Raw genomic sequence first — 15,327 nt, 5'->3', positions numbered from 1 at the left:
CACGCCGCCAGCGTTCGTCCTGAGCCAGGATCAAACTCTCCATAATAGATTGTTTATCTTGTGCTCTAAAACTAATAATTGACGTTTACTTCATGTTTTGTTTAGTTTTCAAAGTTCATTCTGTCTTTCGACAGCGACTCAATCAATATAACATGTTCATTTTGTTAAGTCAACATGTTTTTTATTTAATTTTCCTCGTTGTCCTGAAGACAAATATTAATATATCATCCATTCAAATAGTGGTCAACACTTTTTTTAATAAAAATAGTATTTATCTTTATTTTTTTTATATCCCTATAAAGTGAAACTTCCATCAGTGGAGGTTTTCTTCATCCTCCACTGATGGTTAGCCCACCCAATCGGGCTTTTACGGGCAGTTATCTCCCACCTATCTTCCTCGGCCCTCTCCCGATCTTAAGTTAGGGGTCTTACTGCCCGTTATTGAGGGATAAATTATTCTAACTATACTTAATGGTTTAGACTACTATATCATTTTCTCTTTAGTAAGATTTTACTCGTCTTAAAACTAATTCATTGAATCATTTCCCCTAAGTATAATCGCAAAGTTTAATTTCATTTGAATAACCTTTTCTTTTTCTGCAATTCTTTCATAAAGTTCCATTATTCTTTTGTACTTAACCATCAAGGCTTCATTTAAGGTTTGACTAAGATCTTCATCTAGTAAATCCTCTTTTAATTCTTCCAAAACATTTCGAATGATGAATTCGAGTTCTACTATTTGATTTTCGTGAAATAAGATCCCAATCATCCATGCCTCCAAATAATTTCCCTTCTTGTCATACAACCAAAAATAAAATCATATATTTCTTAATATAGAAATTGGGACAAGAAGGAAGGTTTGTCTATGCTATTTTTCTTTTATATTGTTTCAAAGAAAAGAATAAAGTTAGTAACACTCGTTACTGTTTTAGCATTTTTTACAGCTTGGCTCGTTTATATACAAGCTCCTAGTGGTTTATTAACATTTTCTACAAACAAGGGACCTATGGCTATTTATCAAGGGGATACTTCCAAGAGGAACATAGCATTGACTTTTGATATTAGCTGGGGTGATGAAAATGCAGAGAAAGTAATAAATGCTTTAAATAAACTACATATCAAACACGTCACTTTCTTTTTATCTGCTGCCTGGGCAGAAAGGCATCCTGAAGTAGTTGCTGAATTAGTAAAGCAAGGTCATGAAATCGGCTCTTTAGGTTACCGATACAAAAGTTATACTCAATTAAAACCCGAGGAGATGAGACGGGATCTCGCAAAATCAGAGGATGTATTTACTCGTTTAGGTGTAAAAAGTGTAAAACTATTTAGACCACCAAACGGAGAATTTAATAAAGAGGTACTTAAAATCGTTTCACAGTACAATTTATCAGTTGTCCATTGGAGTATCAACACAAATGATTGGCAAAATCCCGGTGCCGAGAAAATCATAAATACAGTTAAAAACGAATTAAGTCCTGGTGACATCATTTTACTTCATGCTAGTGATTCCGCTCTACAAACTGCAAATGCACTACCAATGCTATGGCAAACAATCTCTAAAAAAGGGTATAAGAATGTATCTGTGTCTGAGCTAATTTCAAATACAGATACAAAATCAAAAATTGTTAATTAAGAAAACAAGGCTGGATAGAAATAAAAGTAAAAGCTGAGGTTTACACCTCAGCTTTTTAACGTTTTATGTAAAGTCAATAGTTGATAGGAATTACAAACTAATAAGGTTGTTACCATATAAAACATTTCCAATTGCTGATTAATTCTAAGTGCTGGAATCCACTCAACAATTGTAATTACTGTCATAAAGAACAAAGCAGGAACAAAAGCATCTTTATTAGTGGCCTTCGCTTTGTAAGACGCTACTACAACACCCACAACTAATAAAGCAAATGAAGGAATTAAATATGAAAGGATAGAACCTTTCCCATGTGCAACATCAATGTAACGAAGATAGATTAGATCTCCTAGTGCAAAAATGATAAAAACGGATTGCACAATGTTCCATAATCGAATTGATTTAAAAAAGTTTAACCCAAATCGATGAATCGTCAAGTATGCAAAGAATCCCATTTGGCTATATACACTATATAGTAATCCTTTTAAAAGCAAACCAAAAAGTCCTAAGGCTACTTTTATATATTCCCCACGCTTAATAAAAAGTGCATATTCATTAACATCAAAGGCTAACCCTATTATCAATGTTATAATCGCCCCTATTACTAAGGTTTTCATAAAAAATTGAACCCATTTTCTACTTGTCATTTTTCTCCCCCACCAAACGCAAACATTTTAATCCCACATTATGTAGTATAGCAATTATCAACGTAATTGAAAGTCATTCTATATACCTATTGTTTTGCAGAGTAAGTAACTAAAAAGACCAATAGTTTTTTCTATTGGCCCAAGTACACTTCTCTATTTGTTAGCAACAGAAATATTTTCTATTACTTGACGAGCGATTTGTTCATATATTTTCCCCGTAGGATGCTTCGCATCATAAATAGATGGAGCAAAATCTTCTTCATCCCAATCTGGTTGTTGCAATGGAAGCTGGCCTAACAAAGTTGTTTGAAGCTCAGTAGCTAAGCGGTCTCCTCCACCTTGTCCGAATACATATTCTTTTTCACCAGTTTTCTTACTTTGGAAATAACTCATATTTTCAACAACACCAATAATCTCATGGTTTGTTTTTAAAGCCATAACACCCGCTCTTGCTGCAACAATAGAAGCAGTTGGATGAGGAGTTGTGACAATAATTTCTTTGCACGATGGTAGCATACTATGAACATCAAGTGCTACATCTCCAGTTCCAGGAGGTAAATCAAGTAATAAGTAGTCTAAATCTCCCCACTCAACTTCTGTGAAAAATTGTTGAAGCATTTTACCAAGCATTGGACCACGCCAAATAATTGGAGAGTTGTCTTCTACGAAAAATCCCATTGAGATAACTTTTACACCAAAACGATCGACTGGAATAATTCGTTCACCACGAACAACTGGGCGATGAGTAATTCCCATCATATCAGGAACGCTGAATCCATAAATATCAGCATCAATAATGCCAACCTTTTTCCCCAATCTTGCAAGTGATACAGCTAAGTTAACAGAAACCGTTGATTTCCCAACGCCTCCTTTTCCACTTGCAATTGCTAAAAATTGTACTTTTTTATTATCTAAAAGGGAAGTAGATGCTCCTTCTGTATGATCATCTTCTCCTTTTAGCTCCTTCATTTCTTCAGGTGTAAATTCTGTAAAACGTAAACCAACCGATTCAACACCATTTTCTTTTAAAGTTTGTACAATTTGAGACTGAAGCTGTAATTGTTCAGCAGTTCCAGTTTTCATTAAAGCAATTTTTAAACTCACATGCTTTTTCTCATCTTTAATACTAATTTCTTTTACCGAGTTTATTTCAACTAATGATTTATGTAAAAATGGATCTTGAATTGACTTTAGTAAGTCTAAAACGTATTCGTTTGTTAACACTTTTATCCCACCTTGTTGTCCTAATATACTAAATAGTATAACATAGAGAGCGCTTTCCGTCTTTTACTAAACATTTATATTATGGTAATAAAAAGAAATGTTAAGCGAATTTTTAGAGACAAATAAACCACCATTTTAATTTGGTGGTTCGTTTCGATCGGTATAATATCTAATAATCCCCCTGTAAATTGAGGCCGCTAGTTTATCTTGATACTTTTCATCACCTAGCATCTGGCTTTCTTCATAATTTGATAAGAACCCAACTTCTACTAATGCACCAGGAACCTTTGCATGCTTAAGTAAGTAAACATGGTTTATGATTTTAGCTACTCTATGTGTATTATTCAAACTAACCTTTAACTCAGCTTGGACAAATTTTGCCAATCTTTCATTTTCAATTAATGATCCATAATAAAAGGTTTGTGCTCCTTTTGAAGAAGAACTAGGTAAGGCATTTAGATGAATTGATAAAAAAAGATCTGCGTTTGAATGATTAATTAAATGCACTCTTCTACGTAAATCTATACTCTTACGTCGACTATATCCTTTCATCCCTTCATCTGCTAGATCAAAATCTCCATCTCTCGTCATCACGACAATTGCCCCTTGCTCTTGTAAATAATCTCTTAGTTTATTCGTAATCGCAAGAGCAACTTCTTTTTCAACTACTCCTCCACCTGAAGCCCCGCCATCTGGACCACCATGGCCTGCATCAAGCACAATTATTTTACTATTTAGTGGCAAGCCCCATGTGCCCCAGGTTTGATATGAATGTTGAAAATATGGAAATAAAATTGCAACTAGTAATAAACTTGAAATCAATGAAAGCAAATGCCATTTTTTCATTCTCCCTATTCCTCCCGAATGTCCCTATTTTATGTATATGGCCATACGAGAGTATTTATGACAAGCTATCTCAAACGAAGACGATACCTGCGTTCACCTTTTTGAAACCCATCTAACCAACAGTTACTTAAAAAATCATTACAATCCCGGTAAAACTCAGTCTCAACCTTGTCTTTACGCCCATAAACAGAAGAATAGAATAAGTAAGTTAACCAATCTTTTTCTTTTTCAGATCGTATTTGGATTTGTTCAATTGGTTCTCCATAATAAGCAAATCGGCTATACCTTGCACCGAGTAAATAAGATTCCACAGCAAGCTCTAAACAATACTCTTCCCTTGCTCGTTTATGCTGCCGATCACTAATGATTAATTTATCAAATGTATTTTTAAATTGCTCTCTAACCTGTGTTATTCGCAAATCCTTTAACACACTTCTTTCAAAGGAGATTTGCTTAATCCTTCTTTTTTCACGTAAATTCGTTATTACATTCATGATGTTACCTCCCCTAGTCCATAGTCTAAGTTGAAATAGGTCCGTTCATTCAAGAATGATGTATTCAAATTCTTCCATAAAAGAAATGTATAGTGCAAAAATGCAAATTATAACTAGTCATATAAAACCGTTCAATTAATAGACAGTGTATAAGTCGCTTTAAATGAAATAAAAGGAAAGTATTAAGCAATTAACGAAGCAAATAATAAAATGAAACTTCTATCCCCCACCTATTTTCTTCAACTTTCTCACTCTTGAGGTTGGGGGTACTGCCCGTTAATGCGGGATAATAACAAAGGTGGTGTAATCAAATGGCAAGAGATGTTTTATGCGAAGTTAATAATTGTAAATTTTGGGGTAATGGCAATAAATGTAATGCAGAAGCCATTTATGTAGTGAGTCACAAAGGGAAACAAGCAAGTACTACTGTGGAAACAGATTGTAAAACATTTGCACCTGAAGTCTAAATGATCTAGGAGCTGACATTCAATGGCGTTTAAGTGCTTTTGAATGTCAGCTCTATTTAAATGTGAAGAGATAACTATTAGAGGACAACTATGAAGTTAAACAAGAGATTAGATTAATTGGCTTTAAATGATACATATTTTGGTGACGCACTACACCACTGAGCTTGTCCAACGTTATAAAAACCATCTTTCTCAGCAAGTACAGTGTAAACTTCACCTTTATTTAATACTTTTAATATGTTCCCGTTCATAGAAGCTTGGTCTCTTAAATTTAGGTGATCAGCAATGATTGTTATTTTCCCTAGAGCTTTTGGTGCATTTAGCTTTTCATTTACATTCTTCTTAAATGCGTCAAAAAGTGCAGGAGATTTAACCCATGCTGCTGCACAAACCTTTTTGGTTACATCGTAATGTCTGACAATGTCATTAAGAGGATCAAGATTAAATTGCTTACAAAGAGCCGCTACTTCATCAACCGCTCTTGAAACTGTATCAGGATGGAAAGAACCGTCTTTCTCAATACACATCTCTATTCCAATGCTTAAGAAGTTTGCGTTTGGCTTTAACGCAGCTACTCCTCGGTATGGTGAACCATCTGAATTATGGGCTTGTACATCATTCGCATGATACGCAACCTCATCCAAAGGAATAATACAAATTGCTTTATTTTTGTCTATAAAAATATGCGCACTAGCAAAACGTTTTTCTTGAATGGCAGGTCCATTAAAATAATCATGTTCATTTTGAGCAGTAGCACCCGGGTCTGCGGTATAATGCATCACTATTTTTTTAACACCCTTTAATTTAATCCCAGGCCGAGTATACTGATTTACTTGGATGTAGTTTATTTTCATTCTTATTCCACCTTTCATAATAATTTTGTACTTCAGAAATATGGTATGCATTCTATATATAAGTGCTTGTACAAATAATGGTGGAATAAATGTCTATTTTTATAAAAATAGTGAAATTTTATTAACACATCCATAAAAAAACTCTCAACCATAAATGATTGAGAGTATGAAGTTGGACGCGCAGAAATGCCTCCCTTCTTATATTCGGCCTTTTTCGGACGCAAAAAATAATGGAACGATCCAGCGTCCTGATAGTTCCATTACTTTTTAGTATATTGAACCTACTATATATGATTTTGTTTTAATAATTTATTTATCACAACAGGCAACATTTCTGTCAACTTCTCAAAAGCATAATCAACATCCAAACGCTCTGTCCATTTATGAGCATCTCTTCCTACCGGTCCAAGATTCAATACAGGTAAATTAAGCATCTCTATCTTTTCCAAAGGAACCGTATACCCTTTCTCCCATAGTGGCATGTTGGAAACGAGAGGACTCAACGCAGTTAAAGTTTGAGATGTTCCTATATAACTTAAATCAGAAATCCCTCCAAAGTAATTTTGTTTTTGCAAGTCTACCTCATGCTTTTCCTCGGCATATCTAATCATTTCATTTACCACTTGCTGAATATATGGGTCCTTGCGAGAACTGACAGCTGGATAATATGGAGGCGCGAAGAATTGAACAATCATAGGAGAAAGCTCCTTACATAATATGGCCAGTTCATCTACAATACGAATGGTCATCTCACGGTCATCTGCTTCTCCTCTTCCTTCCATTACCTTTAACCAGGTCTGGTTCACTTCTTCTTGTCCATACGTTTCTACTGCATATGTAATTAATTCTTCGTAGGTTAATACATTAACATCAATTGTTTTCGGTGTAGAGCTATCTAATTGAGCATAGCTGACCGCTTGTTTTGCATAATTGCGTTTAATCCGAGTAGCCGTTGTATTCATAAGCCCACGTAATTGATCCATAATTTGATCCATCGTTTTTTCGAACAAAAATAAATTAAAAAGTGTAACTGCACGGTGTGGAATTTGCACAGAATATTCTTCCTTTAAATCTCTTTGTAGAAGATTCGTAGGCGGCGGCATCACTTCTCCTTCCACCACTTCGCAAAATTCCGTGTTTAATTCAAACTCCCTCGTAATTTCAGAAACCATATAGCTTGCATTTAGCCCTGAAAAAGGCTCTCCGACATGTGTCTCCTTTCCATAACATAGAAACCCAGGCAGCACTTTACCGATTGATCCTGTATAGATATACTTACTATCATCTCCGGGATACCGTGTAAACATCGGCTCAGAATTCAAACAAGCTTTATACTCTAGTTGATGATTCTCCGCCAACTCCAATAACGTCGAAACAGCGGTTCTCATACCTACAGAATTTACTTCCTCATCACAAACAGATAGTAGAAGGATATTCCCGTCAAAAGCTCCACTAATCGCTTGTTCAATCATAGACATATGAGCTACGAGACCGCACTTCATATCCATCGTTCCTCTGCCAAACATCCAGTTTCCTTGCTCTAAATCCTTTTGTACGTCCAGAGGCATGTCTTGTTTATGATTATAAAAAGCTTTTGTCAGCTTCTCCGTATCAAAGGCAAGATTTCTCCATCTTCCGTAATCTTGGATATCTACCACATCAAAGTGGCTCACAAGAATTATCGTGTTTTTAACAGCATCACTTTTCTTAACAAGAGCAGTCACAATTTTGCGACCATCTTCTGTCGGATGGAGCCTCAAATAATCAGCGTTCCTTTGAAAATATGGGAAGGCGCGTAGTTCTTCTTCGATATATTCCGCAATTGCTATTTCAGCCTTTGATCCTGTCACACTTGGAAATTCAACAAGCTTAGAAAGAAGTTCCCTCATATGGGTTTTTGTCTGCCATTTACTCATAACACTTTCCACCCTCACATTCACTTTTTCCGTATTGTAGAAACACTTTCCAATAAATAATTAAAAAATAAGGAAAATACTACTTATATTTTCCCTACTTTCATAGAAATTTCCTCGGCCGCTTTTATCACTTCTTCAATCAATATCGGAACACGTTCCTGAGTAAAACGAAATCCCGGCACATTGACGCTTAATGCAGCAAGTATTTTGTTGTTGTATCCAATAATTGGGGCTGCAATAGCCGATGTATCTTCCGTTTTTTCACTTTCACTAACAGCATAGCCGTTTCTTTTGATATCACCCAAATGCTGTTTTATTTTTTGTATACCACTAGGTGAAAGATTCATTTGATTTAGTACTTGTTCCATTTCATACTCTTTCATATTAGCAAGAATAGCTTTATTCGGAGCGCCAATATGTAGAGGAATTCGGATACCTAGATTTTCAGCAATTCTAATTTTTAAAGGACTGTCAATTTTCTCAATAACAATTCCATCTATACCACTCACAATATTTAAATAGATGCTTTCCTCTACATGATTCGCCAATCGCTCCATTACCGGTCTTGCTACTAATCTGAAATCTATTTTATCCAATTGACGAAGGCCAACCTCCATCCACTTATCCCCTGCCTTGTAATGCTTGGTTTCAGGCATTTGTACAACAAGACCGTATTTGATTAAAGAACTAAGTAATCGGTGAAGCGTACCGAGAGGAAGCGATGTTTTTTTCGCTAATTCGGAGATTTGCCATTCACCTTTTGATTCATCCGAAATAAGGATGTCAATAATAAGCATAGCTCGTTCAATAGATTGGACCATGATTATAACTCCTATGAACTCTTCCTTTTATCTTAAGATTTTTATTCAAAAAATTCGGAAAATTTTCCATAAAAATTCCCCTTCAACTTGCATCTCTACCACTCATATTAATAAAAGTATGTTTCAGTGCTGGAGAATACGTTTCCTTGAATTTCTCTACCTTTTTATTCCAAACGATTCATTATACTTATTTGTTTTTATTTTTCTTTTTCTTTTCTTACCGCCGTTCACATCCATATTACCTTCGAGCTTATTCACACCATAAGTAATAATTAAAACAAGTGCAAGATAATATAAGCCTACTACAATATATGTGTTCATTTGTTCAAAGTTCGATGCAGCCTCACTTAATGCTGATCCCCACAAATCTTGCATCCCTACATATGCTACAAGAGAAGAGTCCTTTAATCCAATAATAAACTGATTACCAAGAGTAGGAACCGCAATTTTGAACGCCTGAGGTAGCACGATTCTTCTCATTGCTAAAGGGTGAGACATACCTAGGGAGCGGGCCGCTTCCAATTGACCTCGATCAATTGACTGAATCGATCCACGAAAGATTTCAGCAATATAAGCTCCACTGTGCACACCTAATGCCAATGCACCAGCCCAAAACTGCGAAAATGTAATGATACTAGAAAGTCCGAAATATAATATTGCTATCTGAACAATAAGTGGTGTCCCGCGAATAATTGTAATATAAAAAGTTGCAATATAATTAAGTGCTTTAATGCGAGAAAGACTTAAAAATGCAAAAACAAGACCTATTCCGCTTCCCAAAATAAGAGAAACTACTGTCAACTTTAATGTAAGAAGAGTTGCCTCTAAAAATACAGGGTATGTGGATAATAATATATGAATAATGATCCTCACCTCTTATTTTGTATTAAAAAACTAGGGGACCGATGACACTCTTTTTTATTTCTTTTCATCAAGAATATTGCGTCCGAACCATTTTTCACTAATTTTTTCATATGTTCCATCTTTAATAATTTCTTCTAACGCTTTATTAATTTTCCCCTTCAGTTCTTTATCCTCTTTTCTTACGGCAATCGCCTGATCATCATGAGTAAGCGGCTCTCCAACATCCTTAATTTTAGCCTTACCTTCTTTAATCACCCGAAAACCAACCATTTGATCCGTAATAACAGCATCAAGTCGACCTGTTGGAAGATCCATAATAGCCGTCAAGTCACTATCATAATCAACCACATTTTCTTTTCCAGTATACTTAATAGCCAAATCTTTATAAGGACTCGCTTTCACAACTCCGATTTTCTTCCCTTTTAAATCCTCAGCTGATTTGATTTCCTGATTATTCTTAGCTACAAAAATCTGAGAACCAGAAACATAATATGGGTTGGTGAATGCAACCACCTTTGATCGTTCTTCCGTGATTGTCATACTCCCTAAAATCGCATTATACTTTTTGGACAATAATCCTTGTACAATTGTTTCCCATGGGTTTGTTACTGGTACAGCTTTCATCCCCATTTTTTTTGAGAGTGCTTTTCCAATTTCTACATCAAAGCCGGCAAGCTTACCATCTTCTTTAAAGTTAAATGGTTTATATAACCCACTCATTGCATAATTAAATTCTTTTTTGCTTGCTTGTCCTGTTGTTTTTTCTGCTCCACACGCACTTAAAACCATAGAACCTAAAAGCATTGTAGATAATACAACTCCAAACCCTTTCTTCTTCATTTCATATACCTCCCGTAATTTTTAAAAATTATAAAATACTTTTCAGAAATTGTTTTGTTCTTTCATTTTGCGGATTCTCAAAAAACTGCTTAGGGGTAGCTTCCTCTAAAATTTGACCTTCTTCCATGAATAAAATCCTATCTGCTACACCGCGAGCAAAACCCATTTCGTGAGTAACTACGACCATTGTCATCCCTTCGCCTGCTAACTGCTTCATAACTTGAAGAACTTCTCCTACCAATTCAGGATCTAAGGCTGAAGTAGGCTCATCAAACAGCATCACTCGCGGACTCATCGCAAGTGCCCGTGCAATAGCAACCCTTTGTTTTTGTCCTCCAGATAACATATCTGGATATTCATCAGCTTTATCTTTCAGACCAACCTTTTCCAACAAATCAAGAGCAATATCTTTTGCTTCACTCTTTTTCATTTTTTTAACATAGATAGGAGCTTCAATAATATTTTCTAAAACAGATTTATGCGGAAAGAGATTGAAGTGCTGAAATACCATACCGACTTCAGACCGAATTTTATTCAAATCCGTTGTACCGGGACGAACCAATTCACCTTCAATCCAAATTTCTCCCTCATCATTAATCTCTAAAAAATTTAAACATCTTAAAAGGGTACTCTTTCCTGAACCGCTTGACCCTAATAAAACAACCACTTCGCTTTCTTCAATCGTTAAATCAATTCCCTTCAATACTTGTAAAGATCCAAATGATTTACAGACATTTTTCACCTTAATCATACTCATTCCCCCCTCCTATCTAGTTATACTGGACTTCTATTCGCAATAAAGAAAACAGATAAAGTGAAACTTCCATCAGTGGTGGGGTTCTTCACCCCTACTGATGGTTAGCCCAGCCCAATCGGGCTTTTACGGGCAGTTATCCCCCACCTATCTTATTCGTCTCTCTCTCAATCTTGAGGTGGGGGTCTTACTGCCCGTTAATGCGGGTTAAAATAATAAGTAAATTAAAATTTGTATACGCTTCCAAAATTACTTTTATCATCCTCTCCTTAAATACGTATTCTCTTAAAAAACAACTCATGTTTTTCTGTAATCCGGAAACACTTTCTATTTAATTGATATTTTACATAATTTTTGACTATTCTGTTATTTATATTTATCAACAAATGTCGTCATTTTATCACACACCTATGCTTTCCTTTTATTTAAAGTAGGCGTGAATATAACCACGGAGCAGGTTTGCATAGGACACTCTGATATTCAAGACCATGGTCATCTATACCCATGTTACAAACATATTAAATGAGCAAACAGCAGAGAAATTTCAAAGGTACTTGGGCTATGAGTTGTTGTCGAAAATTATTTCGTGGTCAAAATGTGGTCATAAGCTATTTTACAGCATAAAAAAGACCCCCAGCCAAAATGACTGAGAGTCTTGAAACGTACAAAAATTAACGTTTTGAGAACTGAGGAGCTCTAAATAACGTTGAACAGCAGCTAATTTATTTTCTACAATGAATTTAGTCATAGAAAAACTGCACCCCTAATTGTTAAAATGTGTTTAACAATTGGGGTGCAGTTCACAGCTAATTGAACGGTTTTCTTATAAGGAATTAAACCATTTTTTCTAACTTAGCTCTCTTAAACAATGGAACACGGTGGGTTTGATGCATCCATTTGTAACAAATTGGGACCATGCACAGACTAATGAAAGTTGAACTAATCAGCCCTCCAATTACCACGATCCCAAGAGTTTGCGAGATTACGGTATCGGAGCTGGCGGACAATGCTAGTGGAACCAAGGTTAAAATAGTTGTGAAGGCAGTTGTCAATATTGGGCGAACACGGGAAATCGTTCCCTGTAAAATAGCCTCCTCAAGTTTCATTCCTTCTGCAGCATTCCTCTCGATTTTGTCGACAAGGACAATTCCATTGGTGACAACAATCCCCGTCAGCATCAATAGGCCGACAAACGCTGCCAGATTCCATTGCAACCTAAAGATGACCATGCTAATGACCGATCCAATAAACGCCAACGGAATACACATTAACACCGACAATGGAGCTTTCCAGCCACGGAAAACAACACTAATGATTAAGAGCACCAGCAACACGGAAATGAATAAAGCAATTGCCATTTCAAAAATCATTTCATACACCTGCTGCGGAGCACCGGCGAAAGAAACCTTTACATTTTCTGGTAGTGGCATTTTTGCAAGAGCAGTTTTGACTTCCTTTGTAACCTTTTCAATATCATTGGAAGTGATATTAGCTGTAACAACAGCATACGGATGGCCATCTTGCTCTTGAATCACCGGCGCACCTGAATAAGTTACATGTGAAAGTTGGGATAAAGGTACTTCTTGACCATACTTATTTAAAAAGGTCTCTGCACCCATTAATGAAAAAATATCTTTCGTGTTGCCTTTTTGCACATCAGAATGGAAGACAACTGGGAAGGTATTCTGGTTAATCGAGATAAACCCTTTCGTTCCCACGGCGGTATACATTTGAATCCGGTTGAGAACATCTGCCAGCTTAATCCCGTTATAGTCAATCGCATTCCGATTGAGTGTTAATTGATACTGTGTGGTTTTATCTTCAGAATCAGCCGCTCCCTGCACAGCCAGTCCGGGAATGAGTTTAAGTTGGTCGCGGACGGATTGCGCCATGGTATCTAACGTATCACTATCGGCTCCCGTGAGATTAATTTTTAACTGAGTATCATCGCCTGATATGCTTGCATTTGAAACTGTATATACCGCTTTACTTGACATTCTATTTAATTGGTTCTGCAGTTCAGGAATAAAGGCATTGACATCGATCCCTTTTTTAACCGTTATTGACAAATTGGCAATGTTCGGTTGTTGAAGCCATCCTCCTCCTGCATCAAAAACATCATCGGATTGAGGTGTAAAAGAGGAACCAAGGCTCGATGAAAAAGAGATAATCTTTGGATTTGCCTTAAATAACCCCTCTAATCTTTTTACTTCAGTATCCACTTCTGTTAAGGATGTATTCTGAGGCATTTCAATTCGAACGCCGACTTGTCCTGTTGTATTGGTGGTTGGTAAAAAATTAACAGGAAGAAAAGCTGCACATACCGCAGTCAGTAAAAATAATCCTAGCGTGGCATAAGCCACTTTTCTTTTACGCTTAAATACCCAAGTAACCATATTATGAGCCAACCGTTCTAAACGATCCTCGACCGAAACCGGTTTTCCTTTCCCAAAAAGGTTGTAAAGAACTGGCACCACCATAAGGGAGACAAACAAAGAAACAACCAAGGCAATGACTACCGACCACGCAAAGCCTGAGAAAGCAGAACTTATTTCTCCACCAATTAGCGCGATTGGAACATAGACTGCTACGGTTGTAGCTGTAGAAGATACAATGGCAGGAAGCATTTCCATTACACCGTCTGTTACTATACGAATGCTATTCAATCCTTTTTTCTCATTCACTTTCCGGTTCATATTATCCAGAATAACAATCGAATCATCAACTACCCTGCCCATGGCGACAATAAGTCCGGAAACGGTAAGGATATTCAGACTGATTCCCATCATTTTTAATAAACCGGTTGTCGCTAGTAAGCAGATTGGCAAGGAAAGAGCGATTAATAATGTAAAGCGAACTTTACGGAAAAACAGAAATACACAAATCATCGAAAACAAGCAGCCCAACAGACCCTCTTTGATAAGATCCTTCAATGAATGATTCACCTGTGCACCCTGGTCAAACAAAATGGAAGACTTTATATCCTTATTTTGCAATGCTGGAAGCTCGTTCATTTTGCTTTTTATCTGCTCCGAAACATCCGTAATATTGGAGGACGGAGTTTTTAAAACATCTAATATAACACTTGGCTCCCCGTTCGTTCTTGAAATGGTCTCAAGGTTCACAATGGAGCTTGAAATGCCGGCAACAGAAGACAGCGGAACCGTTTTTCCATTTTGACCATGAATAGGTAGATTTTGCAAATCTTTTTGACTAGTCTCCCAACCGGAAACTTCGATTGGAATGGAAACCTGGTTGTTTGTTACCTTTCCGTCTAAATCCGTTGTGTAGTTTTTTTCAAGCGATTGTTTAACATCAGTTACGGTTAAACCCGCTTTTTGTAAGTCCTTAGTTCGGATGGTAACAGCAAATCCGGCTGTTCCACCTCCGGATATGCGGACATCTTGTACCCCCGGAACTGTTTTTAAGCGATTGACAGCATCCTTTTGTATCGTTGTTCTTAGAGTATTTTCCGTAATATTGGGAGACGCACTCATCAAACTGATTCTCATTATTGGGAGAGAATTGGTGCTGAGCCGAGTGACTAAAGGTTTTTGAACATCAGCAGGGAGGGAAACTCTTTCCAGAGCTTTAGTTACCTGTACCTCGGCATTTTTCATATCATGTTGCATCGAAAAATCAAGACTGAGCGTCGCTCCACCATTAAATGAGTTTGTCTCTACATCCTGCAGACCATCTACTACACTTACTGCCTGTTGAAGCTTGTCCGTTATCATTGTCTTTACTTGATTCGCCTGGTAATTGTCTGCCCTTACGGTAACCATAAGCGTGGAATTACTAATTTCCGGCATATAATCTCGTTGAATTTGGAACGCTGACATTCCACCCCAAAGAAGTATCAAAACGATTAAAGTGATTATCAAAATAGCCCGCTTCTGTGTTGCTTCCAGCAATCGTCTCATTTGGTTTTCGGGTAAAATTCCTCCCGAAATCGATCCCCCTTTGCGAA

At 36.6% G+C, this 15,327-nt stretch carries 14 protein-coding genes; 2 read left to right on the top strand and 12 right to left on the bottom strand.

Annotated features, from left to right (window positions below):
- Positions 1-526 precede the first annotated feature (526 nt).
- A complete protein-coding gene (locus J5Y03_RS18265) occupies positions 527-769 on the bottom strand; it encodes a hypothetical protein (protein ID WP_209407441.1) in 243 nt (80 codons plus the stop codon).
- A 96-nt stretch (positions 770-865) separates the two neighbouring features.
- Here J5Y03_RS18265 and pdaB point away from each other — a divergent pair, with 96 nt between their 5' ends.
- Positions 866-1,633, top strand: a complete 768-nt coding sequence (gene pdaB / locus J5Y03_RS18260; RefSeq protein WP_209407440.1) for a polysaccharide deacetylase family sporulation protein PdaB — start codon at positions 866-868, stop codon at positions 1,631-1,633.
- 47 nt (positions 1,634-1,680) lie between these two features.
- Here pdaB and J5Y03_RS18255 read toward each other — a convergent pair whose 3' ends face one another.
- From J5Y03_RS18255 to J5Y03_RS18240, 4 genes are all read right to left on the bottom strand, one after another.
- On the bottom strand, positions 1,681-2,277 hold the full coding sequence (locus J5Y03_RS18255; protein WP_209407439.1) for a KinB-signaling pathway activation protein: 597 nt from the start codon (positions 2,275-2,277) through the stop codon (positions 1,681-1,683).
- Positions 2,278-2,430: 153 nt separating this feature from the next.
- Complete coding sequence (locus J5Y03_RS18250; RefSeq protein WP_209407438.1) at positions 2,431-3,501, bottom strand: Mrp/NBP35 family ATP-binding protein; 1,071 nt, start codon at positions 3,499-3,501, stop codon at positions 2,431-2,433.
- Positions 3,502-3,636: 135 nt separating this feature from the next.
- The gene (gene cwlD, locus J5Y03_RS18245; protein WP_209407437.1) at positions 3,637-4,347 is read right to left on the bottom strand and encodes an N-acetylmuramoyl-L-alanine amidase CwlD; all 711 of its coding nucleotides are present in this window, start codon (positions 4,345-4,347) and stop codon (positions 3,637-3,639) included.
- Between the two features lie 65 nt (positions 4,348-4,412).
- On the bottom strand, positions 4,413-4,841 hold the full coding sequence (locus J5Y03_RS18240) for a DUF2521 family protein (RefSeq protein ID WP_209407436.1): 429 nt from the start codon (positions 4,839-4,841) through the stop codon (positions 4,413-4,415).
- Positions 4,842-5,152: 311 nt separating this feature from the next.
- Between J5Y03_RS18240 and J5Y03_RS18235 the strand changes: the two genes are divergently transcribed.
- Positions 5,153-5,308 carry a DUF1540 domain-containing protein gene (locus tag J5Y03_RS18235; protein ID WP_209407435.1) on the top strand — a complete coding sequence of 52 codons (156 nt, stop codon included), beginning with the start codon at positions 5,153-5,155 and terminating at the stop codon, positions 5,306-5,308.
- A 113-nt stretch (positions 5,309-5,421) separates the two neighbouring features.
- On the opposite strand, the gene J5Y03_RS18230 is transcribed toward J5Y03_RS18235, so the two are convergent.
- The 7 genes from J5Y03_RS18230 to J5Y03_RS18200 form a co-directional block, all read right to left on the bottom strand.
- Complete coding sequence (locus J5Y03_RS18230; RefSeq protein ID WP_209407434.1) at positions 5,422-6,162, bottom strand: N-acetylmuramoyl-L-alanine amidase; 741 nt, start codon at positions 6,160-6,162, stop codon at positions 5,422-5,424.
- A gap of 284 nt (positions 6,163-6,446) precedes the next feature.
- A complete protein-coding gene (locus tag J5Y03_RS18225; protein WP_209407433.1) occupies positions 6,447-8,078 on the bottom strand; it encodes a M20/M25/M40 family metallo-hydrolase in 1,632 nt (543 codons plus the stop codon).
- Positions 8,079-8,161: 83 nt separating this feature from the next.
- Positions 8,162-8,899, bottom strand: a complete 738-nt coding sequence (locus J5Y03_RS18220; RefSeq protein WP_209407432.1) for an IclR family transcriptional regulator — start codon at positions 8,897-8,899, stop codon at positions 8,162-8,164.
- Positions 8,900-9,055: 156 nt separating this feature from the next.
- Positions 9,056-9,766: an amino acid ABC transporter permease gene (locus J5Y03_RS18215; RefSeq protein WP_209407445.1), complete on the bottom strand. Its 711-nt coding sequence runs from the start codon at positions 9,764-9,766 to the stop codon at positions 9,056-9,058.
- 51 nt (positions 9,767-9,817) lie between these two features.
- On the bottom strand, positions 9,818-10,603 hold the full coding sequence (locus tag J5Y03_RS18210) for an ABC transporter substrate-binding protein (RefSeq protein WP_209407431.1): 786 nt from the start codon (positions 10,601-10,603) through the stop codon (positions 9,818-9,820).
- A 28-nt stretch (positions 10,604-10,631) separates the two neighbouring features.
- Positions 10,632-11,354: an amino acid ABC transporter ATP-binding protein gene (locus J5Y03_RS18205; protein ID WP_209407430.1), complete on the bottom strand. Its 723-nt coding sequence runs from the start codon at positions 11,352-11,354 to the stop codon at positions 10,632-10,634.
- 836 nt (positions 11,355-12,190) lie between these two features.
- Entirely contained in the window at positions 12,191-15,280 is a 3,090-nt protein-coding gene (locus tag J5Y03_RS18200) for an efflux RND transporter permease subunit (protein WP_209407444.1), read from the bottom strand.
- Positions 15,281-15,327: the final 47 nt, after the last annotated feature.

It is taken from the genome of Gottfriedia endophytica, assembly GCF_017814275.1.
Taxonomy (GTDB): Bacteria; Bacillota; Bacilli; order Bacillales; family Bacillaceae_G; genus Gottfriedia; species Gottfriedia endophytica.
The sequence above is the reverse complement of the archived record's forward strand: the minus strand, read 5'-3'. Positions and strand labels throughout refer to the sequence as shown.

What these genes read in the sequence shown, in the direction of transcription:
- J5Y03_RS18265 (WP_209407441.1), bottom strand. Translation starts at nt 769, where the DNA reads ATGATTGGGATCTTATTTCACGAAAATCAAATAGTAGAACTCGAATTC.
- pdaB (WP_209407440.1), top strand. Translation starts at nt 866, where the DNA reads ATGCTATTTTTCTTTTATATTGTTTCAAAGAAAAGAATAAAGTTAGTA.
- J5Y03_RS18255 (WP_209407439.1), bottom strand. Translation starts at nt 2,277, where the DNA reads ATGACAAGTAGAAAATGGGTTCAATTTTTTATGAAAACCTTAGTAATA.
- cwlD (WP_209407437.1), bottom strand. Translation starts at nt 4,347, where the DNA reads ATGAAAAAATGGCATTTGCTTTCATTGATTTCAAGTTTATTACTAGTT.
- J5Y03_RS18240 (WP_209407436.1), bottom strand. Translation starts at nt 4,841, where the DNA reads ATGAATGTAATAACGAATTTACGTGAAAAAAGAAGGATTAAGCAAATC.
- J5Y03_RS18235 (WP_209407435.1), top strand. Translation starts at nt 5,153, where the DNA reads ATGGCAAGAGATGTTTTATGCGAAGTTAATAATTGTAAATTTTGGGGT.
- J5Y03_RS18230 (WP_209407434.1), bottom strand. Translation starts at nt 6,162, where the DNA reads ATGAAAATAAACTACATCCAAGTAAATCAGTATACTCGGCCTGGGATT.
- J5Y03_RS18225 (WP_209407433.1), bottom strand. Translation starts at nt 8,078, where the DNA reads ATGAGTAAATGGCAGACAAAAACCCATATGAGGGAACTTCTTTCTAAG.
- J5Y03_RS18220 (WP_209407432.1), bottom strand. Translation starts at nt 8,899, where the DNA reads ATGGTCCAATCTATTGAACGAGCTATGCTTATTATTGACATCCTTATT.
- J5Y03_RS18210 (WP_209407431.1), bottom strand. Translation starts at nt 10,603, where the DNA reads ATGAAGAAGAAAGGGTTTGGAGTTGTATTATCTACAATGCTTTTAGGT.
- J5Y03_RS18205 (WP_209407430.1), bottom strand. Translation starts at nt 11,354, where the DNA reads ATGATTAAGGTGAAAAATGTCTGTAAATCATTTGGATCTTTACAAGTA.
- J5Y03_RS18200 (WP_209407444.1), bottom strand. Translation starts at nt 15,280, where the DNA reads ATGAGACGATTGCTGGAAGCAACACAGAAGCGGGCTATTTTGATAATC.